This is a genomic window from Mycobacterium simulans, assembly GCF_900232995.1.
GTDB lineage: Bacteria > Actinomycetota > Actinomycetes > Mycobacteriales > Mycobacteriaceae > Mycobacterium > Mycobacterium simulans.
Genome location: NZ_OCVX01000007.1, coordinates 14,051 through 36,937, shown reverse-complemented (window position 1 = coordinate 36,937; position 22,887 = coordinate 14,051). Strand labels below are relative to the sequence as shown.

The window sequence follows — 22,887 nt, the reverse complement described above, 5'->3', positions numbered from 1 at the left end:
TCAGTTATTGCAGCCGGTTCTAGAGCAGTATGTCGTGTTCGCATCCAACTCGCACTCTATGTTCAAAACTGTTGTTGCACTGCGTGTTTGGTAACGGTGTTGTTAAACTCTGCTGTGCGTTTTCCACTCGCCGTACGGCAATGTGTCCAAAACCGTCTTTACCCCCACTTGCACTAGCTGCGGGGTAGCCGGGCAAATCGCGAGCCACGCCTCGCCGGACCCCGCGGTCCGCGCCTGCTGATACAGCGCGATGCGCCCACCGGATCCGTCCTTCAGCGACAACACCGAGGCGCTGGGCCCCTTCGCGTCGTCACGGTATTGCCGCGCGTACACCGCGACCTCGGCCGCGGGATCCGAAAGGGCCTGCCCCAGAGCGGCCACTGTGGAAGCGCTGATGCCCATTCGCCGTAGGTCTCCGCCGGAGAAGACGTTAAAACCGGATTCCTGCCACGACTTCGTTGCCTCCAACATCTCCTCCAGTGGGACGTTGACCGCATTGATCGCCGCCGGGTCCGCATGGTGGATGGACTCCAAGCCGTCAATCACCAGCGCGGCGATCGAGGCGCTGTCGGTGACCGAAACGTCGTCGACGGTGATGTCGTTGCCAACGCGGACCGCCGACACCCAGTGCTGGCCGCGGCGCGCTAACACCACGCGGAACTCGTTGTCGGGAATGTCACGCGAACCGGGCGGCTGGTTCTCGTCGTCGACAACGCCGTAGAGCAACTTGCCCCGGGACAGCAGTGCGACGACCTCGAGGTCAGGCGCGGCGAGCACCTTCATCCGAGCGGCCACCTGCTCGTTGACGGTGTCGTTGACGACGATGCCCTGCTCGCGCATGACCGCCATCCCCGGATGCTCGTTCAACCAGTCGTTGTTGTCGGTAGATACGTACGGCCGGCACCGCAGCTCCGGCGCGACGTGCCGGATATCCAGCAGCGCCTGGAGCATCCAGAAGCCGTCGACGTTGACGGTGATATCGGTGCGGGTACTTTGTTGGTCCATCCCTAGCCTCAGAGGTCCTCAGTCGTTCGCGTCCCAGTTGACTGCAGGACACGGCAGCACACCGGCTGGTGGTGTGCTGCCGCGCCTGAAGTTCGGTATTAGGCCCAGCTGGAGCCGACGGCGCTGTCTGTTTGCGCCATGTTGCTGCCGGCGGTCTGAACCTTCTGGCCGTGAGCGTTGGCCTGCTCGTAGATCACCTGGAAGTTGCGGCCCAATTGGGTGATGAACTCCTGGCACGCCACCGAACCGGCACCGCCCCAGAAATCCCCGGCAGCCAGCACATCGCGAACGATGGCCTGGTGCTCGGCTTCCAGGTTTGCGGCCTGTGCGCGGATGAGAGCGCCATGGGCGTCCACATCCCCGAACTGGTAATTAATGGTCATATTGGTGTTCTCCTAATGTGAGGAAGCGTACGCAGCTGTGGCTCTGGTCGCTAGCTGCTGAGGATCTGCTGGGATGCCTGCTCTTGCTGCTCGTAGTTGTTAGCATCGCGGATCAGGCCGTCGCGCACGCCGTGCAGCATGTTGACGATGTTCCGGAAAGCGGTGTTCATCTGGCCCATGGTGTCCAACGAGGTTGCCTCGGCAAGACCGCTCCAGCCAGCGCCGGAAATGTTCTGCGAGGACGCCCACATCCGGCGGGCCTCGTCTTCGACGGTCTGGGCGTGCACCTCAAAACGGCCCGCCATGTCCCGCATCGCGTGCGGGTCAGTCATAAAGCGCGTGGTCACTCGATTGTCTCCTTTAGTACTTGGTTATTTGCTGCCTAGATCATCTGTTGTTGTGGACCTGGCCGGGTTCGGCTATGCCACGGCACAACCGCCGACCCGAACTACGGATGACCCCCTTCCGTCACTCCGCGGCCGCCGGTTTGCATCCCGTCGATGTGGACGTAGCAGCCAAACCACGGCGTAGGTCCTCGCCAATTCGTCCCAGCCGTGAACTGTCAGCCCGGTCAGCCGGCAGCAGCTGCATTGGCGGCTTCGGTGGCCGCGTACGAGCCGGAACTGGTTGCCAGAGTGTTAACGAACATCTCGTGAATCGCCGCGGCCTGAGCACTGACTGCCTGATACATCTGCGCGTGCGCGGCGAACTGAGCCGCGGTTAGCGCCGACACCTCGTCGGCGGCCGCTGGCACTACCCCGGTGGTCGGAGCCGCCGCTGCAGCGTTTTGGGCATTCATCGCCGAGCCGATACCCTGCAGGTTTCCGGCCGCCGCAGCCAATGCTTCCGGCTGTGTGGTCACGAACGACATGCTGTTTTCCTCTCTTGAATCATCCCCAGCAACCGCTCTCTGCACGAGAGTAGATGACTAGGCCGCACCAGGTCGCTTTCGACGTCCCCTGTTTGCATTTGTTCACCCAGCGGCACGACGAATTCACCTGCTGTAACGACACAGTAACAGCGTCTGACCTGGTTGGTGGCCCTCTCGGAGCAGTTCACGCCGAGCGAGTGCACAGATCGCCGGTTTCGGCCCATAACAGCGGGCTCAGCAACACATTTGTGGGCTATCGAGGTGTCCGGCGATAAAATCTCGCCGGCAGTTAAGCCCCGTCCTTAGCTACTGAGGTGCGTGCAACCGCTATCCGGCAAACGGTGGTCGGGGCATGACGGTCGGGCGGAATCCGTATCGGGGACCAGAACCGCCCATCCCGGATCCAGCACCGGCCAGGGGCATGCCGCCCAGCAGATTTCCGGATCCCCCGGCCTCGGGGACGCCGTTGACCGTGCTGATCGGCACCGGCGCAGTTCCCGAGCTTAGCCCCGGACCAGTTGCCGCCGCCCACGATGGCGGAACCGACAATCGGCCAAGCGAGGCGGCATCACCCAAACCCGCCGTGACCTGTCCGCCGCCCAGCAGCCCTCCCAAGCCGGACAGGCCTTTGGCCGCATCGCCAGCGGCCGCCGCCGCCGCGGGGGCCGCCGCCGCGGGAAGCAACCCCAACGTCTTGGCCGACTGCACGAAGTTGTTACCCATACCGATGCTGAAATAAGGAAGACCCTCGGTGTTGTAGAGGAAGCTCGCGTAGGGCTGCAAGTCGGTCAACAGGGCCGAAATCGACGTCGGGAACGTGCTCGTCCCGAATAGCAGCTGCCACAGCCAGGACCAGGGTGAATCCGACGAAGCGAAGTGGACCAACGCCGACGAGATTGGCGAGGTAAGGCCTTGGAGCACCGTAGGACCCCCCGAGATCAGCTGGGACAGGGTTGACTGGGCCGTGCCCGCCGAGGTCGCCACAGCCTCGCTGACGGCCCCCGCCTGCAGGGCCGAGGCGGCCGGGCTCGTGGTCTGCGGCGGCGCGGTGAACGGGGTGACTGCCGACGCGGAAGCCGAGGAGCCGGCGTATCCGTACATCGCGGCGGCGTCCTGGGCCCACATCTCGCCGTACTGAGCCTCGGTAGCGGCAATAGCCGAGGTGTTTTGGCCAAAGACATTCGCCGCGATCAAACGTGCCAGCTGGGCGCGGTTGGCCGCGATCAGCGGCGGAGGCACCACCGCGGCAAATGCCGCCTCAAAAGCCGCCGCCGCCGCCCTCGCTTGCGTAGCCGCTTCCTCGGCCTTAACCGCCGCCGCGTTCAGCCACGCAACAAATGGCGCAACCGCGTCGGCCATCAGTGCCGATGCCGGTCCCAGCCACTCGTCGCTGCTGAGCGCAGTGATTACCGTGTCATAGCCGGTGGCCACCGAGCCAAGCTCGACCGCCAGCCCATTCCACGCCGACGCCGCGGCCACCAAGTGCGCCGATCCCGGACCCGCATACATACGTCCGGAATTGACCTCTGGCGGCAATGCTCCAAAGTCCATCGCGCTAGTCCTCTTCACTGAATTTGCTGCACATCGTCGTTACCCAGCTGACGGCGGACGCGCCATGACGCTGTAGCGGAACCCGTAGCGGTGCACATAGGAGTCGCCAGCATGCCGGCTGGCCCCTGTCAGCGGTATGCCCCGAAGCAAGCCGTCGACTGCGCCACCCTTGCCGTGCCCTGCGATGCTGGTCAGCGGCGCCTCGGTGTCCGTCGGGTGCATCGCCGTGTTGCTGGTCCAACGCGGCGGTGTCGACAAACCCCCGACCGAGTTTGCGTTGCCCAAAGCTCCCGATACCGGATTGGGATCAAGTGGGTGCGCCAACGGATACGCCATGCCAGGCGCGACCGAACTGCCGGTCGCGGTGCCCGGTATTTGGGCCAGGCTCGCTCCGAAAGTTGGTCCCCACGAGTCAGCAACCGACGACCCGGCATCACCCCCACCAGTGGCAGGACTGCCCGGGATCAGCGTCTGTGTCAGCGAGACAACCACCTGCCCGATCCCCAACGTGTAGTACGGCAGCCCTACCAGGAGACGAACCAACGCGGTTCGTTCAGCGGGTGAGATATTGCTGAGCTGGGCCAGCAGCCATGTCCAGATAGAGGACAACGAAGCAACTGACGACGAGCCCGGTAGCAGTGCTTGGGGCAGTGCGGATCCGGACAACAGGCCAGCGTCGGTCACCCCGCTGATCCCGGACGACGTTGCCGCGGCCTCGGCGACCGCCGCTGCCTGCCCGGCCAATCCGGCCGGGTTGGTGGTCATCGCCGGCGCACTGAAGGGAGTCAACTGCGACGCGGTTGCCGACGAGGTCGCATAGGCGTACATGGCGGCGGCGTCCTGGGCCCACATCTCGGCGTACACGGCCTCGGCGACCGCGATCGCCGGAGTGTTCTGGCCAAAGAAGTTGGTCGCGATCAACGACGTCAACCACGCCCGGTTGGCTGCGATCACTGGCGGGGGCACGGTCAGCGCAAACGCGGTCTCGTAGGCCGCCGCCGCTGCCCAAGCCTGACTAGCTGCGCGCTCCGCCTTGGCAGCTGTGTCGCCGAGCCAGGTCACAAATGGTCTGATCGCGGTTGTCATCGCCACTGACGCCGGACCGACCCAGCCCGAACGTGTCAGCTCCGCCAGCACTAACCCGTAGCCGGCTGCTGCAACGGCCAAATCCGAAGCCAGCTCGTCCCAGGCCGCCGCCGCGGCCAGCATCGACGCGGCACCCGGACCGCAATACATCCGACCAGAGTTCACCTCTGGGGGCAGTGCCCCATAATCCATCAGCATTGTCGGTAGACCGCCGGATGCTCAGCCGGCGGCGACCGGGCTGGCAACTGCGGCAACGCAGTGAACCATCCCCGTCGGGTTCGGCAAGTTGCCCGCAGGCGTCGCCAGCGACGTCAGTACGAACGGCATCTCGCACTCCCGGTTTGAGTTTCAGCGATCATTAGCAGGTCGCTTCTCTGGGAGGCTAGATCGAACAGCCGCGTGCTGCCTTTCGGTGCGTCGACGTCGACCGGTGATGAACTACCGACTCACGGGCGTGCCGCACACGGACCAGATGCGATGCGTGACCGGGCGGCGGACGCCCAATTCCCATCTCCGACTTGCACAAATACACCCACGAACGCGGCCTGGGAAGACTGCACCGCGAGCACGCCACCGGCCGCGCGGTGGTTATGCGTTGTCTATAGAAACTATGTCCGACGAATAAAAATCATAAGGCAATCAAATTCATCGGCATTCGGTGTTTATTGCGCAGCACGCGTGACGACAAAGCCGGGCGCCGAATCTTGGCGGCCCGGTTCCGTCGTTGCGGGTCAGTGCGATCGTGCGTTATCCGGCGAACGGTGGTCGGGCCATAACGGTGGGGCGGACCCCGTCCCGCGGGCCCGCGCCGGCCGCGCCGCCCCCCGCACCCGCCAGCGGCATGCCGCCCAGCAGGTTGCCGGCCCCGGCTTCGGGGGCGGCGCTGATGGTGCTCACCGGCAGTGGAGCGGCACCCGGGTTCATCGCCCCGGGCAGCGGTCCGCTCCAGACCGGCGGTACCGACAGCTTCCCGATCGAAGGTGCGTTGCCCAGGCCCGCAGATACCGGACCCCCGCCGCCGAGTAGCCCGCCGAGCCCGGGTAGGCCCTTGGCGGCATTGCCGGCCGCCCCGGCCGCAGCCGCCGGCGCCGCCCCGATCAACCCCAGCGTCTTGGCCGACTGAACAAAGTTGTTGCCCATACCGATGCTGAAGTAAGGCAGACCCTCGGTGTTGTAGAAGAAGCTTGCGTAGGGCTGAAGTGCGTTGAGCAGCCCCGAAATCGAGGTTGGGAATGTGGACGACCCGAACAGAATTTGCCACAGCCACGACAAGGGGTCGGCCGCAGCGGCCGGGGCCGCACTAGTGAGAGGCGACGCCAGGCTTCCCAGCGCCGACGGCAGCGCGGACAGCACGTGATTCAGCGACTCTTGTGCCGAGCCGGCCGCGGTGCCAGTTGCCGCAGCGACCGCGGCACCCTGAGTGCCCTGAGCGGCCGGGTTGGCAATCTGCGGTGGCGCGGCAAACGGCGTGACCGACGCGGCGGAGGCAGAGGTACCGGCGTAGCTGTACATCGCTGCCGCGTCTTGGGCCCACATCTCACCGTACTGGGCCTCCGTTGCCGCAATCGCCGACGTGTTTTGACCAAAAACATTGGTGGCGATCAATTGCGCCAACTGGGCTCGGTTGGCCGCAATCAGCGGCGGAGGCACCATCGCAGCAAACGCCGCCTCGTAGGCCGCCGCGGCCGCCCTGGCCTGAGTGGCCGCCTGTTCGGCTTGTGCCGCAGCCGCGCTCATCCACGCCACATAGGGCATGACCGCCTCGGCCATCGCCGCCGAGGCTGGACCCATCCACTCTTCGCTGCTGAGCTGAACGATCACTTTGTCATAACCGAGGGCCGCCGAACCCAGCTCTGTAGCCAGCCCATTCCAGGCCGCCGCGGCCGCGACCATCGGCGCCGACCCCGGGCCCGAATACATTCGCCCGGAATTAATCTCTGGCGGTAGCGCTCCAAAATCCATGGCAGTAACCCCTTTTAGAACGCCTTTTAGCCGGCGGCGGCGGCATTGGCGGCCTCAGTGGCCGCATACGACCCGGAGCTGATGCCCAAGGTGTTGACAAACATCTCGTGAATTGCCTGAGCCTGAGCGCTGACGGCCTGATACATCTGCGCATGTGCGGCGAACTGAGCCGCCGTCAGCGCCGATACCTCATCGGCCGCCGCCGGAACGACGCCCGTCGTCGGGGCCGCCGCAGCCGCATTCTGGGAACTCAGCGCCGAGCCGATCCCCTGCAACGTGCCGGCCGCCGCGGCCAGCGCTTCTGGCTGTGTGGTCACAAACGACATGCGATCTCCTCCTCAATAACCTTCGGGCCAAAAAGACCGTCGGGAACTTGATTACTAATGACGCTAATTGGATTGGATTTAGCAGCGCTCCACCGCTGCCAACTATTCATTCCCGGACAACTATTGTTCATCCGCCAGCCACTTTCTCTTCTGTCTCTCCTCGGCCTGTCACTGCGTTCATGGCGTTATCCGGCTGACGGCGTGCGGGTCAGAACGCTGTAGCGGAACCCATATCGGTTGCTGAAGCCGCCGGCGCTACGGCGGCCAATGCCGGACCCCAGCGGCATTCCCCGGAGCAGACCCCCGGTTCCATTTGGCGAAGACTGACTGACTATGTTGCTGCTCATCGTCGCCGCGGCGGCACGTTCGGCCGCGGCAGTCGAATTGACCCAGCTCTGTGGGACCGACAACGCTCCGACCTTGTTGGCCGAAGCCAAGGTCGCCGAAGCATGCCCACCACCGAGCCCGAGGCCGGCGAATTGGGGCGTCGGGTACCAGGCGCCGCCCGAACCGGCCGTCGTGCCCCCGGGACCGAACGTCAACTGTTGCCCGATCGATGCAAAAAACTGCGACATGCCCATCGCGAAATACGAAAGACCCGCTAAACGGACTGCCGCAGTTCGGTTAGCGGGGTTAAGCGAACCCAGGAGCTGCACAATCCACCAGTCGTTAGGATTGGGCCAACTCGCCAACGCGGACGACGAAAGCTGCTGCAGCAGGTCCGGTATCGCGGCAGAGGTGATCAGCGAATCCGCCGACGATAACGCCGGCGCGGAAGTCGCTGACGGAGTGGCGGCCGCTTCGGCGACGGCCATCGACTGTGCGGCAACCCCGGCGGGATCGGTGGTGTTCGCGGGCTCGGTGAACGGAGTCAACTGTGATGCGGTTGCCGAGGAGGCCGCGTAGCCGTACATGGCGGTGGCATCCTGGGCCCACATCTCGGCATACTGCGCCTCGGCGGCCGCGATCGCCGGTGTGTTCTGGCCGAAGAAGTTCGTTGCGATCAGCGTCATCAACAGCACCCGGTTGGCTGTGACGACCGGCGGGGGCACCGTCATCACAAACGCCGCCTCATAGGCCGCTGCGGCAGCCCGTGCCTGCAAGGCCGCGTCTTCGGCCTGCGCCGCGGCACCGCTAAGCCACGCGACGTACGTTGTGGCCGCTCCCACCATCGCCATTGATGCCGCACCGACCCACGGCGAGCTGCTGAGCTCAGAAACCACCGAGTCGTATCCGGCCGCTGCCCAAGCCAATTCGGCAGCCAGCTCATCCCAGGCTGCCGCGGCGGCGAGCATAGATCCCGATCCCGGGCCTGCGTACATGCGGCCCGAGTTGATCTCCGGCGGTAATACCCCGAAGTCCAAAACCACTCCTCCTCAGCCGACCGCGATCGCCTTAGCGACCTTGGGTAGCGTTGGTATCGTCTGCGGTCGGCGCCGTGGGCGCGAACTCGTCCATCGCTGCGAACGTTTTTAAGTCAGTGGTCCGTTGTCGACGGACCGGCCGATAGGTTCAGGCATTCATCGTTGAGCCAAAATCGGGGTCAACTACGCGACCTCCCCGATATCCGGTCACCACCGAAACGCGGTCTTAGCCAGAAAAATCGCGCAGTTTAACATCGGCAATCAACAGTTGCTTCGTTGCGGAACCGTTGCATATCAAACACATTAGATTGCCAAACCGACATCCTGAGCCGCGGACGCCAACTATTCATTCCCTACAAACCAGTGTTCAGCTGCTGTTAATTAAGCATTGCTTGAAGATTCATATTGGATTGCGCCACCAGGGGAAACGTGACACCGTCACTCGGTGGAGGTCGGAACCGCGCTCTGGTCGATTGCAAATAAGTTATGAGCTTTCGATGAGTTGCGCTCAGCGCAGCCGGGACCACGATCGCATCAGTCGACTTCGAGAATAAGTGCCATTTCAGGGCAGGCCGCCACGCCGTCTCTAGTCAACTGCTCGTCCTGGGGCCGGACCTCTCGCTCCTGAAGGATCGAGTAGCCCGAATCGTCGATCGGGAACAGATCGGGATCCACCGCGTAGCACTGGGCGTGTCCTACGCATCTCGACTGTTCCAGACGAACCTTCACGGGTTTCCTCCTGACCGCTCCGGGCCCGCGCCGGATCGGTCAGACGTAGATTAGCCGGTCGGCACGGCAGCACACCTGGTGGTGGATGTGCCTAACCGCCGAGTGGTGGCTGTCCTGCTGTACGTGCAATATTGGCTGTGCCATCAGCCTTGGCTGCGTCGGCTACCGCCAACCAAGAGGACGGACAAGCGAAAGACCATGAGCACTCCCGACGCCGGCCAAGGCTCGTTTTACCTGCCGCGCCTTGAGTATTCGACATTACCGATGACCGCCGACAGAGGTCTCGGGTGGAAGATCCTCCGCGATGCCGGGCCGGTGGTGTTCATGAACGGCTGGTACTACCTGACCCGCCGTGAGGATGTGCTTTCGGCGCTGCGCAATACGAAGGTTTTCTCTTCGAAGGAAGCGCTCCAACCGCCGGGGAATCCGTTGCCCGTGGTGCCGCTGGCGTTCGACCCGCCGGAGCACACTCGCTACCGCAGGATCCTGCAACCGTACTTCAGCCCGGCGGCGTTGGCCAAAGTCCGACCGGTGCTGCTGGAACATACGGTCGCCCTGATCGACGCCATCGCCACCCGTGGTGAGTGTGAGGCCATGGCAGACCTCGCGAATCTGTTCCCGTTTCAGCTCTTTCTGGTTCTCTACGGGCTGCCGCTGGAGGATCGCGACCGCCTGATTGGCTGGAAAGACGCTGTCATCGCCACATCGGACAAGCCCTATCCGACCGATGCCGACATCGCGGCATCGCGCCAGCTCTTCGAATACCTCGGACAAGCGATCACCGAACGCAAACAAAACCCGGGTCCGGACGTCTTGTCGCAAGTGCTCATCGGCGAGGACCCGCTGAGCGAGATCGAAGTGTTGGGCCTGAGTCACCTCTTGATACTCGCAGGGCTAGACACGGTGACCGCCGCGGTGGGTTTCTGTTTGCTTGAACTTGCGCGCCGACCGCAGCTTCGCACCATGCTTCGAGACGATCCCAAGCAGATCAGGGTTTTCATCGAAGAGATCGTGCGCCTCGAGCCGTCGGCGCCGGTGGCCCCCCGGATTACCACGCAGATTGTCAACGTCGGTGGCATGACCCTGCCCGCAGGGTCACCCGTGCGATTATGCATGGCCGCGATAAACCGCGACGGCACCGACGAGGTATCCACCGATGACTTGGTGATGGACGGAAAGGTGCACCGCCACTGGGGGTTTGGCGGCGGACCGCACCGATGCCTGGGTTCTCACCTGGCGCGCTTAGAGCTCACCCTCGTTGTCGGCGAATGGCTGAAGCGAATCCCCGAGTTCGAACTGGCTCCGGGGTACACACCCGAGATCCGTTTCCCGTCAAAGTCGTTCGCGCTCAAGGCGTTGCCCCTGCGCTGGAGCTGAGCCCGGCGCCGCGCCCTTGCCGGTGGCGGATTACCGGCGCACCTCGGTTGCTGCCACCTGTACGAACACACCGGTGTCCTCTGCCATCAGCAGACCACGACCGCGGGGCAGCGGACCGCCCTTCATCTTGCCGCGGATGAAGCCCTCATCGGGATCGGCGTCCATCACCAGCAACGGCGCATTGGCCTGATGCAGCGCCCGCAGCATCGGGTCGCTGCCGGCTGATGACCAGCCACCGAAGGTACGGGTGACGATCACATGCAAGCCCACATCGGCGGCTCTGTTCACAAACGGAACTGCCTTGTGCAGCGGCGAATCAAAGCCGGGTGGCAGCTGCTGGATGTCGTCGACGATCAGGAAGATCTCCGGACCGCTCCACCACGACCGCGACAACAGCTCTTCGGCGGACAGACCCGGCGGTGGCTCACGGCCGGCCAAGGCAGCGGATAGCTCACCCATCATCGCAACGACGCCGTCGAGGTTGTAGGCGAACTTCTCGACATAGTCCGAACCCAGGGCGGTCAGCAGCTGCCGACGCGGATCGACCAGCCATACCTGTGCAGAGGGCCGCCCCGGCGGAGGCTGCGGTGCGCTGGTGGCGCCCGGCGCATACAACCGTCCGATTTCGGACATGATGGTGGCCAGCGTCGTGGTACGCCCACACTCGCGTCGGCCCGTCACCATCAAGTGCGAGTTCTCGGCGAAGTTGAGGTAAACCGGCTGCAAATCCAATTCCGATATCGCCCAGGCGATTCCGCCCGCGCCAACATTTTGACGGGTGTCGCGCGCGGCCAGTTCGCGCACTTGCTCCACGCCGAACCTGGCCGGCAGCCGACGCACCGGCGGTGCCTGTGCGCTCGTGAGCCGGCTGACCGCGGCAACCACGCTGTCGCATTCGAAGACATTGTCGGCCGTGCTGGCCAGCGCCGGGCGGGCGACGAGGGTGTGCAAACCAGCCTGCGGGTCGCTGTCGAGCCGGACGTAGTTAACCGCAACCATGCCGCGGCCCGGCTTGACCGGAACGTCCTTGGCGAACCTGGAACGAACCAGCTTGGCGTCCTCGACTGCAGCCAGGCGCAGCTCGACACGCGAACCGAAGCCGCTACGCACCGGTGGCCGCAGCTCGGATTCACGATCGGCGGTGACCACCACGTGGACGCCGAACGAGGGGCCCTGGTTGATGATCACGTTGACCTGCTCGATCAACACCTCGTTTTCCTCGGCCAGCGCCCGGTAGTTGTCGATCACCAGGTAGACGTCGCCGAACCCGTCGTTGGGCACCGGCCCGGCCTCCCCGCCGAACTTGCGGCGGCGGAACATCTCCATCGACGCGATGCCGTATTCGAGGAAGCTGCGCTTGCGCTCGCGCACCAGCGCCAACAGCTCGGCTACCGTCCGGCGGACACCGTACGGATCCGTGGGACCTGCCACCTCGCCCACGTGGGGCAATTGGGCCACCGTGGTCAATGCGGTGCTGCTGTATGCCAAGCAGTAGAACTGGACCTGCTCTGGAGTGTGGGTCAAGGCAGCCGAACAGATCAATGTCTGCAGCGCCGTCGTCTTGCCCGAACCGCCGGCGCCCAGAATCAGAACGTTGGCACCAGGCCCGGAGGTGTCGACCGTCCACGGCGGCTGGTCATGCTTGAACGGACGGTCGATGATCCCGATCGGGAACACCAGATCCCTGGCCGTGCCGTAGTCCTTTTGCCACTGGCGTCCGAGGAACCGGTTCACTAATTCGTCGATGGCGACGGGCTGGGTGAGGGGGGGTTGCCAGAGCCGGTACGGCTCGAACTTGATCTTGCGCAGCTGATCGATGATCACCGTCCCGACCTTCGGTGTCCTGATCGCTTCCTCTTCCTCGTCTAGGTCCTCGTCCACATCGAGAACCTCGCCATTCGTGAACGAGGCCACCGGTTCGACCTCGGGGCCACCCACACTCACCTCGAGCGGGGTGAAATCGTTGGTAAACAGTTGCGGGCGCACGTAATCGATGCTGTGCACGAATACGGGCTGTCCCTCGCCGTCAATTGGGGGGGCGGGGAAGTAGTCCCGCCACAGGAACTCGGCCTGGAACCGGATGATGTCCTCAAGACTCTTCCGGAAGTAGCCCAGACCGGCCTGAGCCGGCAGGTTCACCGCATTGGGGACGCCGGCCGCCTGCGCCGCGCCGGCGGTGCGCGCCTTCAGCACCAGACGGTAACCCATGTTCTCCATGAGCTTTTCGGCTCGGCTCTCAATGGTCTGGGAGGCCATCATCAGGTGGATCCAATAGGCACGGCCCTGCCTGCCGATCGAGTCGAGGACATCGACGGCCGTCGGCATGATCCGGAACCATTCGTAGAACTCATCGATGACCACCACCAGCATCGGCAGCGGCGCCATGTCCTGGCCGCGTGCCCGCATCCTGGCCCGCACCGAGTTGTACTCCTTGGCGTCGTCGACGCCCGCGCTGTCGCAGATCGCCTTGCGGCGCGCGATCTCGCCCCACAGCGCGTCCAGGAAGCGCTCCATGAGCGCCTGGTCTTCTTCAAGGTCGGTGATGATGCGCGACACGTGCGGCACCCCGGCGAACGGCTTCACCGCCGAACCACCCTTGAGGTCAGCCAGAACGAACTGCAACTCTTCGGGCGGGTGGCTCAGCATCAGCGATTCGATCACGGTCCGCACGAGTGTCGACTTGCCGGAACCGGTGGTTCCCGACATGACCCCGTGAGGGCCGTCGCCGCCTTCATCAAGCGACTTCATGTCCAAGAACAGCAGCTCGCCGTTATCGGATCGATTGCCGAAGGGTGCCCGCAACCGGGACCGGCCCATGGTGTCGGTGCGGCTGCCCCACAACGCGTCGAAGTCGATGTCCGCGGGATCGTCAATCCCGTAGTAGGCCAAAATGTCTCGGGCGCCAATGTGGGCGACCCGCTGGCCGATCTCTTCGTAAGCCTCGGCGAGCCGCCACTGCGCCAGCTTCTGGGCAAACTCCTCCGCCTCGGCGATGCTGAGTCGGTCGGCGAGGGCGAAGAACCAAGCCTTGTCGTCGATCACCATCCAGGTGTCGCGGTCGCGGGGCAAGGCTTCGATCACGCCAACCTCGTCGAACTGCAATCTCCGCTCAGGGACATCTGTCCACATCGAAGAACCGGTCAGGTCGAAGAACGTCACCCCGTCGACGCCCTCCGCGCTGATCACGTACTCCCATTGGGGGTCCTCGACGTCCGCGATGATCACGGTGTGGGGTGTCGGGGTCTGCGCCGAAGAACTAGCGTGCCGCGGCGTGAAAGACCCACGGCCGGCGAATAACTCGGCTTGCTCAGCCGCGAACTCGCGCACCGAGCTGTAGACCATCCGCGCATTCCCCGCCGCATCATGGCGCCGCGAATCGCCGAAGTGCGGAAGCCATTTCACCCAGTCCCATTCCTGCAGATCGGAACTGACAACGATCATCTGGACATGGTCAGGCCCGTGGGAGAACGTCAGCTGGCAGATGATTGCCCGCATCAATCCCAGTACCTGCTCGCGCGTTCCGTCCAGCGCGTACCAGGGCTCAACCAGCAGGGAAACCATCTTGGGCAGGTTGTAGACGACGCTTTGATAGCGCCCAAATTCCTGCAGGGCTTTGCCCGTTACCGGCTCCAGCTCGATATCGGTGGGCATGTTTTGGGGTTCACCCCAGGTCACCTCGGGGCGCGTCATTCCAACGCCGACCCGGACCACTCCGAAGTTGAGGTCCTTGCCGTCGGGCTTGCGCTCCCACATCCGCGACGATCCCACTGCTGCCGCCAGCGAGGTGGGCGCCGGGTGGAACCACCGGTAATTGGCGTCCATGCTGTCGGCGGACTCCTGAGCCGTCTCGCGCAGCATGTCCAGCATCAGCATGAACTGGGCGCGCATGGCGTCCAATTTCGGCCGGCTCATCTGCTGCTGACCGCCGAACCGGCCGCCGAACATCATCATCATCATCCCGCCGATCATGAAGATCGGGAAGATCGAGCCCACGCCCCCGAACACGTGTGAACCGCTCGCGAAGGTCATGGCCACCATGCCGCCCAGCAGACCGATCACGACGACGCCAACTACGACAATCCACCACGGCTTCCCCTCCGGCGGGGGGATGCTCAACGGTGTTGGTAGGACGATGTTTTCGGGCTTGATTACCGGAGCCTTTTCCGGTGTTGGGCGCGCAAAACCACGTTTCACTTTGGTACCACCAACTCTGCAGGGGTCATGTCCATCGGTAGGGTGTCGTGCTCGACCAGCGCATCCGCTCGTGACAGCGTCGGCCCCTGTGGCAACAGCCGCAGCGCCACCCACGGCGCCAGACTTGGCTGCAACGTCAAACCCAACGCCTCGCGTGCTTCCTTACTGTCTTCCACTCCGAACCGGGCGCCGGCGTTGGTGAGCCACCACAGCGATTCCGCCGTCTGGGCGGCCGGGTTATTGCCGGTGACGGCTACGAAGTTCGCGTAGTTGGGCCCGAAATAAACCTGGTCTGCTTCTCGGCCAGACATGTCGGCCTTTACCAGCTCCACCACTCTTTTCATCTCATTCGGCGCGACCGGAATGGTCGGCCCGGACACCACCTCGACGCGGGCCCGGTTTTCACCGGCGGTTCTTTCCCACCACCAGCAGGTGGACGGATTCTCCCGGATATCGAGCACGTTCAACGGATTGTCCGGGTAGGCCGACAGATCCAGCCTGTTGACCACCGGCATCTTCGCCAGCGCTGAGGGCTCAACGGTGACGGGTTTGGTGTTGCCCGGGCGGCCCGCGTTCTGCAGGATCTGGGCCACCAGCGGCGGAAGCGTTTGCACTCCATCGACCAGAACCAGCGAATACTGTTGTGGCCCACTGATTTGCGGTGTAACGATTATGGTCCCGACGGGGCCGGGAGCGCCCGGAAAGGTTGCCGGTGCACCCGCGTTAGGCACTTCTGGCACCAACAACTCGGGTCCCACCGGCAGGGCGTCGTATAGCGCATGGCTCATGGGCTTCGCCTGACTGACTTGCTCCGGTGTCAACCCCAACGGCAACAACACCGACCGGTCCGTTGCGTCGATTTTCGACCGGCGTCCTTCCCGGATGACCCACGTGCTGCCGCCATAGTTCAGCACCACGGCGTCCGATCCGCTCAGGATCCGCCGGTGGCCGGTCAGGTCGGGGGTGCCGTCGATGACCGTCACCGTGACGCCCCCGGGAGAGCCGACACCGGTCGACGTGGCCACGGTGTCACATACCAGCCACGACGACGCGGGCGGATTCTTTGGCGCGAATTCCGACGGCGCGCCCGGAATTCCGACCAGCGGCCCGTGCGGCAGGCTGGCGATCTGGCTGGACCGAACGAGGTGCGGGTTGTTTGGTCGCCCAGTGATCAGTCGCGCCGATGCCAGATTCAGCGCCGGGTACAACCTGTCCCCCACCCGGACGTAAAGCGCGCCGGAGTCACGGTCGGCGATGATCGGTGAGTCGTTTATTTGGCCCGATGGGCTGATAAACGACCACAGCAGCGCGCCCAGACAGATCACCAGCGCCGCCGATATCGACGCAACCACCGCCAGTGTCTGACGCCGGCCCGGTTCGATCTCCATCCGAACACGCCAGCGGGTCAACGCCATGGCGGTTCGGCGCGCCAGGAACTGATAACCCGTTACCTGGGTCCGCGTAGACAACCCGAGCCCGTAGCCCGAACCTCGCTGTCCCCGGCTTTCTTCAGCCACCTAATTCACCATCCGGTCTGTCAAAACGCCTGGATATTGACCTGCTTATTCGGCCTGCATGGTTGGCAAGCGCTAGTCACTTCGATAACCGTAGGGCACCCGAACAGGCCTCGCCACGCTGGCGCCGACCGCGCTGGAATCCCCCAAGATTTCACCGTGTCTTCAAAGGCATGGTAGCGGCGAATGACCAAGTCGGCCTGTCGAGACATCCACTCCCCGGTCCATCGCGCTGACCTGGGACGTAATGATACGACTCTATTGGCCGCGCGGTGGCCCCAGACGGGCAAATTGCCCCGCCCTCACCAGGTGCGGGTGCCAGACGCAAGATTGGCGACATGACTGAGCTCGCGCCCTCTCTGGTCGAACTTGCCAGGCGCTTCGGCATCGCCACCGGGTATGAGGACTGGATGGGTCGCCATGTGGTCGTTTCCGAGACCACGCTGGTGGCCGTTCTGGCTGCCCTAGACGTTTCTGCTGAGACCGAACAGCAGCGCAACGCCGCCCTGACTGCACATCTGCGGTCCTATTGGGCGCGCCCGTTGCCGCCGGTCATTGTTGCGCGCGCCGGCGCCCAGACGCGGTTCTGGGCGCATGTAACCCATGGCGCTCCCGCCGAAGTGTGGTTGCGCCTGGAGGACGGCACCATACGGGACGGGGTGGTGCAGGTGGACAACTTCACTCCGCCATTTGGTCTTGACGGGCGCTGGGTCGGCGAGGCGAGCTTCGTATTGCCCGCTGACCTGCCGCTCGGCTATCACCGCGCGCATCTGCGTTCCGGTGACTACCAGACCAGCACCGCACTCATCGTGACGCCGGACTGGCTCGGGCTGCCGGAAAAGCTCGCAACCCGCCGCGCCTGGGGCCTGGCCATCCAGCTGTACAGCGTGCGGTCGCGGCAGTCGTGGGGCATCGGCGATCTCACCGACCTCGCCGATCTGGCGCTGTGGTCGGCTTCTCGGCACGGCGCTGACTATGTGCTGGTCAATCCCCTGCATGCGGCGACACTCACGGCGCCGATGGAGCCGTCGCCCTATCTGCCGACATCGCGGCGCTTCGTCAACCCCATCTACCTACGGGTCGAGGCCATTCCAGAAGCCGTCGACCTGCCCAAGCGGGGCCGGCTGCGGCGGTTACGAGGGGACGTGCAGCGCCTGGCCGACCAGCTCGACGCCATCGACCGTGACGCAGCGTGGGCGGCCAAGCGGGCGGCCCTCCAACTCATCCACCGGGTGCCACGGTCGGCGGCACGCGAATTGGCCTACGCCGCCTTTCGTGCCCGGGAGGGCCGCGCCCTGGATGATTTCGCCACCTGGTGTGCGCTGGCCGAGAAGTACGGCGGTGACTGGCATCGCTGGCCGAAGTCGCTGCAACATCCGGACGCCTCGGGTGTCGCGAAGTTCGTCCATAAGAATAAGGAAGCGGTCGATTTCCATCGCTGGCTGCAATGGCAGCTCGACGAGCAGCTCGCGGCGGCCCAATCACAGGCCAAACGGGCCGGAATGTCGTTGGGCATCATGCATGATCTCGCGGTTGGCGTGCACCCCGACGGAGCCGATGCCTGGGCACTACAAGACGTGCTGGGGCTGGGCGTGACCGCGGGCGCGCCGCCCGATGAGTTCAATCAACTCGGTCAGGACTGGTCACAGCCACCGTGGCGACCGGACCGGCTGGAAGAGCAGGAGTATCGACCGTTTCGCGCACTGATCCAGGCGATGCTGAGGCACGCCGGCGGCGTGCGCATCGACCACATCATCGGCTTGTTCCGACTGTGGTGGATTCCCGAGGGCGCGCCGCCCACCGAGGGCACGTACGTGCGCTACGACCATGAAGCGATGATCGGCATCGTCGCACTGGAAGCCCATCGGGCCGGTGCGCTCATCGTCGGCGAAGATCTCGGCACCGTCGAACCCTGGGTGCGCGACTACCTGTTGTTGCGTGGCCTGCTGGGCACCTCGATTCTCTGGTTTGAGCAGGATCGCGAGGGAAATGGCGGCCCGCTGCCGGCAGAGCGTTGGCGGGAGTACTGCTTGTCCTCGGTTACCACCCATGACTTGCCGCCGACCGCGGGCTACCTGGCCGGCGATCATGTGCGGCTACGGGAGTCACTGGGATTGCTCACCCGCCCGGTCGAGGCCGAACTCGAGTCCGCTCGGGCCGAACGGCAGGCTTGGCTGGCCGAGTTGCGCCGAGTCGGATTACTTGAAGACACCGACCCAGAAATCGGGGACCCGGAACAAACGATTCTGGCGCTTTACCGTTACCTGGGCCGAACTCCGTCGCGGATGTTGGGGGTCGCGCTGACCGATGCGGTCGGTGACCGTCGGACACAGAACCAACCCGGCACCACCGACGAGTACCCGAACTGGCGGGTCCCCCTGACCGGACCCAACGGCCGGCAGATGCTGCTTGAGGACATCTTCACCGACCGCAGGGCGGCCAGTCTGGCGGAGGCGGTGCGCGCTCAGACGAGCCCTGCCGGCACCTGAGGCCCACCTGTTAGCTTCGGTTGCCATGAAGTTCCCGCTGAAGGTGGGTGTCGTTGCTCCAGTGGCTGCCGGCGTCACCGCGAACCCGGACTGGATGACGGCCTTCGCGCAGCACCTCGAGGCCTGCGGCTTCGAGTCCATCATCGTCGTTGAGCACACCGTCCTGGTCACGCGGTACGACAGTGTCTATCCGTATGACAGTTCCGGCCGGGTTGAGTTGGCACCTGACTGTCCGATCCCCGACCCGCTCGACCTGCTTGGTTTTCTTGCCGGCCGTACCACGCGGCTGAAACTGGCCACCGGAGTCTTGGTGCTGCCCAACCATCATCCGGTCGTGCTCGCCAAGCGCGCAGCCACTGTTGATGCTCTTTCCGGCGGCAGACTGCGGCTCTGCGTTGGTGTGGGCTGGCTCAAGGAGGAGCTCGAGGCATGCGGAGCGGATTTCGAAAGCCGCGGGCGCCGGGCCGACGAGCAGTTGGCCGTATTGCGCGCGCTCTGGACCGACCAACCGCACGGCGCGTCCTATCACGGCGAGTTCTTCAGCTTCGACAACGCCATGTGCTACCCCAAACCGGTTGCGCGACTTCCGATTCACATCGGGGGGCACACCCGTGCGGCCGCCCGCCGCGCCGGACGCTTCGGCGACGGATTTCAGCCGCTGGGCGTAACCGGTCCGAAACTGGCTTCGCTGATCGCGCTGATGCGTGCGGAGGCGTCGTCGGTGGGTCGTGATCCGGCGAGCCTTGAGGTGTCTCTGGGCCACCTGGTGAACAAGATCGATGCCGAACGCGCCGCCAGCATGGTTGACCAGGGCGCCGACCGGATCGTGTTGGCCATGCCGCTAACCACCGAGATCGAACAGGCCAAGGACGTCTTGTCGGCCTGCGCACAACGGCTTGCGTTGACGCCTGAGGCCTCGTGAGTCTCGCACTGGCCGATCGGGCGGCTCTCAGCGACTTGGTACATCGTTATGCGGCGTACGTCGATGACCGTCAATTCGACTCCGTTGCAGCGCTTTTCACCGCTTCAGCGGCCCTGACGGTACCCGACCCACCAACCGCGCTAAAGCCGGTCCATCAGCACCGCGGCCGGGACGCGATCGCCCGCGCGGTAGCCGCTGTCGCCCAAGCGGTGCGCACCGAACACGCGATCGTCGGCGAGGTCTATGACGAAGGCCCACGATCCGGCGTCGCGCGCGGCCGGATCACCTGTATTGCACATCATTTCAGTCAACGCGCCGACGATCTGGTCGATGCGGTCTGGCACCTGCGCTACGACGACGAGTATGAATTGACCGATGCGCACTGGCGGATCAGCTGCCGCGACTTGACGATCATTGCCATCGAAACCCGGCCGGTGCGCAGGCTGCTGCCCCGCGACCCAAGCTGAGCCTGCTTCGCGCGAACGTGACGGCGAGGACGAGCTACGAGATTATTTGCGCTTGCGCAAACAAATCGGCGTATTTTGGGGCTGTGATCAACGAACGCAACAACGCCGAAATCCGGGAAACTTCGGCGGGAGCTACAGCGCCATCCGCCGCCGCGGCGGAGATCTCCGGGCTTGCGCAGCAGCTGGGTGTGGACTACGCCAAGGAGGTCCATACCGCCGAGGACGTCGTCGACGTCGACACGTACGGCGGTGGCTTCGACCTCACTCGGCGGGCGACTGCGCCGCGGCTGCGGGTAGGCCGCGACAAGTGGTTCAACCTGCTTTGGCTGATCCCGATTGGCTTCGCGCTGCTGGTGGCCGCGGTGGCGATCGGCAAAGGGCTGCACAACATGCCGGCGGTGCAGTCATTCATTCGCCGGTATCCCGGCACTGACACGACTCACGCCGTGAGCCCAACCCTCCCCGCATGGATCGGATGGACGCACTTTTTCAACCTTTTCATGATGATGTTCATCATCCGATCGGGGATTCAGATCCTGTGCGACCACCCGCGGCTCTACTTCAGCCGCAACGCGACTCCCGGTAGGGACGAATGGCTGCGGGTCGGACCGCCCGTTCCGGACGACCCGTTATGGACCGCCAACTCCGACACCGTCGCCCTGCCACCGCAGTTCGGTTTGCCAGGTTTTCGACACTCCATCGGCTTGGCCCGGTGGTGGCACCTGGGCGTCGACGTCTTGTGGCTGGTGAACGGTTTGGTCTTCTACGTGTTGCTGTTCGCAACCGGACAGTGGCGACACATCGTGCCAACCAGCTGGGATGTCTTCCCCGAGGCCGCGTCTGTCGCAATTCAGTACCTGTCACTGGACTGGCCCACCGACGACGGGTGGGTCGCGTATAACGCTCTGCAGTTGCTGGCGTACTTCACCACCGTATTTATCGCCGCGCCGGCCGCGCTGATCACCGGACTCGGGATGTCGCCGGCGCTGTCGCAGCGGGTTCACTGGCTGAGCAAGCGCCTCAGCATTCAGCACGCGCGCTCGCTGCATTTCCTGGTGCTGGTGTACTTCGTGTTCTTCATCCTGGTCCACGTCACATTGGTGTTCGCGACGGACGCGTTGCGCAACCTCAATCACATCTTCGCCGCCAGAGACGACAACGGCTGGATGGGTTTCCTGGTGTTCGTCGCGGCGATGGTGGTAGTTGCCGTCGGTTGGGTTGCAGCCACTCCGTTTACGATTCGGCATCCTCGTGTCGTGCAGCGTGTTGGATACGCGCTCATCGGCCCCTTCCAGCGAGTGCTGGAAAACCTCAACCCCAAGCCCGGTGCGTTCACCGAAAAAGACATCTCGCCGTATCACTGGCGCAACGGCCGGTTGCCAGAGACTGTCGAATACAAAGAGCTGGAAAAGAACGACTTCGCCGACTGGCGGCTGCGGGTCTACGGCCTCGTCGAGAATCCGACGGCGTTTTCGCTTGAAGACTTGAAGGCGCTGCCCTACCACGACCAGATCACTCAACACTTCTGCATCCAGGCGTGGTCGGGTGTCGCCAAGTGGGGTGGCGTATCAATGCAGACCATGATGGACATCGTCAAGCCGCTGCCAGAGGCAAAGTGGGTTGTCTTCTACTCGATGGGCGAGGGCGCCACCGGCGGGATCTACTACAACGCGCATCCCATCGAGCAGATGACGCATCACATGAGCATGCTGGCTTACAACATGAACGATCAGCCGCTCCCGTACCTGCACGGCCGACCGCTACGACTGCGCAACGAGCTGCAGCACGGCTTTAAGCAGGTCAAGTGGATAAAAGGTATCGAGTTCGTCGCCCACTACTCTGAAATCGGCAGCGGTTACGGCGGATACAGCGAAGACCACAAGTATTTTGGGCGCCACCAGACGCTGTAACGGGTGACGAATACCGTTGTGACAAAACAATTTTCAGTACCTTCGATCGAGCAAGGCGCTTAGCCGAAGACCCGATCGTTTCCTCGCGCGATCAGTCGGTGCCGCAGGCCGGTGGGAGAAGGCCCGCGTGTCAGCCGTGTAGGCCGGTCCAGGCAGCGTCCAAACGGTTGGCTACATCGATGACTTGCGCGGCTTGGGATTGTGGTGAATCGATTTCTTCAGCGACGTACTGGGCTATGAATCGCCGGATCTCACCGTCAACACCTGCGAGTATGCGCAACACCTCGCCGCGAATGGACTTCGATGACACGTTGACGGTGATATCTGACGGCCGCGGCTTAGACACGTCGACAATCAGCAGCAGCGGCTCGGCAGCACGCGCAGTCGCTCGCAACGCGATATCTCCGGCGACCAAAAATCGCTGTTTGTCGAGCCGTAGGTCGAGAAGCAAGTCAATTGACAGCGGAATGTGAATGACGAACGTGATGAGGTCACCAAGTTTTCGCGTCACGCGGGGCTCTTGGATCTTGACCTTCGCGCTGACCTTCGCGATACCGCCGGGACCTTGAGCGATCGGCTCCATGGCGAACTCGCTGCCCGCGATATCGGCGAATGCGGCGGCAACCCGGTCCGGGGTGACGGCGATCTCGAAGAATTTCCGGCCGAACTCTTCGTAGGTGACGAAGTCGTGGTTTTGCATAGACTGATACGGTCTCACGTCACCAGGTCTGACGGCC

Annotated in this window: 18 protein-coding genes; 5 read left to right on the top strand and 13 right to left on the bottom strand. The window is 64.0% G+C overall.

Going from position 1 to position 22,887, the window contains the following annotated elements:
- Nucleotides 1–102 precede the first annotated feature (102 nt).
- The 10 genes from MSIMFI_RS22295 to MSIMFI_RS22250 form a co-directional block, all read right to left on the bottom strand.
- Complete coding sequence (locus tag MSIMFI_RS22295; protein WP_186243226.1) at nt 103–1,005, bottom strand: ESX secretion-associated protein EspG; 903 nt, start codon at nt 1,003–1,005, stop codon at nt 103–105.
- Between the two features lie 98 nt (nt 1,006–1,103).
- The gene (locus MSIMFI_RS22290) at nt 1,104–1,388 is read right to left on the bottom strand and encodes a WXG100 family type VII secretion target (RefSeq protein WP_085249327.1); all 285 of its coding nucleotides are present in this window, start codon (nt 1,386–1,388) and stop codon (nt 1,104–1,106) included.
- Nucleotides 1,389–1,438: 50 nt separating this feature from the next.
- Nucleotides 1,439–1,735, bottom strand: a complete 297-nt coding sequence (locus tag MSIMFI_RS22285) for a WXG100 family type VII secretion target (protein WP_186243225.1) — start codon at nt 1,733–1,735, stop codon at nt 1,439–1,441.
- Nucleotides 1,736–1,959: 224 nt separating this feature from the next.
- The gene (locus MSIMFI_RS22280; RefSeq protein WP_085249325.1) at nt 1,960–2,259 is read right to left on the bottom strand and encodes a PE family protein; all 300 of its coding nucleotides are present in this window, start codon (nt 2,257–2,259) and stop codon (nt 1,960–1,962) included.
- Nucleotides 2,260–2,586: 327 nt separating this feature from the next.
- Nucleotides 2,587–3,810: a PPE family protein gene (locus MSIMFI_RS22275; protein ID WP_191499207.1), complete on the bottom strand. Its 1,224-nt coding sequence runs from the start codon at nt 3,808–3,810 to the stop codon at nt 2,587–2,589.
- A gap of 39 nt (nt 3,811–3,849) precedes the next feature.
- On the bottom strand, nt 3,850–5,088 hold the full coding sequence (locus tag MSIMFI_RS22270) for a PPE family protein (protein WP_191499206.1): 1,239 nt from the start codon (nt 5,086–5,088) through the stop codon (nt 3,850–3,852).
- Nucleotides 5,089–5,643: 555 nt separating this feature from the next.
- Nucleotides 5,644–6,858, bottom strand: a complete 1,215-nt coding sequence (locus MSIMFI_RS22265; RefSeq protein ID WP_191499205.1) for a PPE family protein — start codon at nt 6,856–6,858, stop codon at nt 5,644–5,646.
- A gap of 26 nt (nt 6,859–6,884) precedes the next feature.
- Complete coding sequence (locus MSIMFI_RS22260) at nt 6,885–7,184, bottom strand: PE family protein (RefSeq protein ID WP_186243221.1); 300 nt, start codon at nt 7,182–7,184, stop codon at nt 6,885–6,887.
- Nucleotides 7,185–7,369: 185 nt separating this feature from the next.
- Nucleotides 7,370–8,548 (bottom strand): PPE family protein, encoded by a 1,179-nt coding sequence (locus MSIMFI_RS22255; RefSeq protein ID WP_191499204.1) that lies wholly within the window; start codon nt 8,546–8,548, stop codon nt 7,370–7,372.
- A 534-nt stretch (nt 8,549–9,082) separates the two neighbouring features.
- Nucleotides 9,083–9,277: a ferredoxin gene (locus MSIMFI_RS22250; RefSeq protein ID WP_191499203.1), complete on the bottom strand. Its 195-nt coding sequence runs from the start codon at nt 9,275–9,277 to the stop codon at nt 9,083–9,085.
- 198 nt (nt 9,278–9,475) lie between these two features.
- Between MSIMFI_RS22250 and MSIMFI_RS22245 the strand changes: the two genes are divergently transcribed.
- The gene (locus tag MSIMFI_RS22245) at nt 9,476–10,654 is read left to right on the top strand and encodes a cytochrome P450 (protein ID WP_191499202.1); all 1,179 of its coding nucleotides are present in this window, start codon (nt 9,476–9,478) and stop codon (nt 10,652–10,654) included.
- 30 nt (nt 10,655–10,684) lie between these two features.
- On the opposite strand, the gene eccCa is transcribed toward MSIMFI_RS22245, so the two are convergent.
- On the bottom strand, nt 10,685–14,848 hold the full coding sequence (gene eccCa / locus MSIMFI_RS22240) for a type VII secretion protein EccCa (RefSeq protein ID WP_191499201.1): 4,164 nt from the start codon (nt 14,846–14,848) through the stop codon (nt 10,685–10,687).
- Nucleotides 14,845–16,365: a type VII secretion protein EccB gene (gene eccB / locus MSIMFI_RS22235; RefSeq protein WP_186243217.1), complete on the bottom strand. Its 1,521-nt coding sequence runs from the start codon at nt 16,363–16,365 to the stop codon at nt 14,845–14,847. Before eccB ends, eccCa begins: the two co-directional genes overlap by 4 nt.
- Before the next feature lie 335 nt (nt 16,366–16,700).
- Here eccB and malQ point away from each other — a divergent pair, with 335 nt between their 5' ends.
- The 4 genes from malQ (at nt 16,701) to MSIMFI_RS22215 (ending at nt 22,150) form a co-directional block, all read left to right on the top strand.
- A complete protein-coding gene (malQ, locus tag MSIMFI_RS22230; protein WP_191499200.1) occupies nt 16,701–18,851 on the top strand; it encodes a 4-alpha-glucanotransferase in 2,151 nt (716 codons plus the stop codon).
- Between the two features lie 37 nt (nt 18,852–18,888).
- On the top strand, nt 18,889–19,773 hold the full coding sequence (locus MSIMFI_RS22225) for an LLM class F420-dependent oxidoreductase (RefSeq protein WP_191499791.1): 885 nt from the start codon (nt 18,889–18,891) through the stop codon (nt 19,771–19,773).
- Nucleotides 19,770–20,240 (top strand): nuclear transport factor 2 family protein, encoded by a 471-nt coding sequence (locus MSIMFI_RS22220; RefSeq protein WP_191499199.1) that lies wholly within the window; start codon nt 19,770–19,772, stop codon nt 20,238–20,240. The genes MSIMFI_RS22225 and MSIMFI_RS22220 overlap by 4 nt, the downstream gene beginning before the upstream one ends.
- A 182-nt stretch (nt 20,241–20,422) precedes the next feature.
- Nucleotides 20,423–22,150: a molybdopterin-dependent oxidoreductase gene (locus MSIMFI_RS22215; RefSeq protein WP_191499790.1), complete on the top strand. Its 1,728-nt coding sequence runs from the start codon at nt 20,423–20,425 to the stop codon at nt 22,148–22,150.
- Nucleotides 22,151–22,280: 130 nt separating this feature from the next.
- On the opposite strand, the gene MSIMFI_RS22210 is transcribed toward MSIMFI_RS22215, so the two are convergent.
- The gene (locus MSIMFI_RS22210; protein ID WP_186243214.1) at nt 22,281–22,850 is read right to left on the bottom strand and encodes a hypothetical protein; all 570 of its coding nucleotides are present in this window, start codon (nt 22,848–22,850) and stop codon (nt 22,281–22,283) included.
- Nucleotides 22,851–22,887 lie beyond the last annotated feature (37 nt).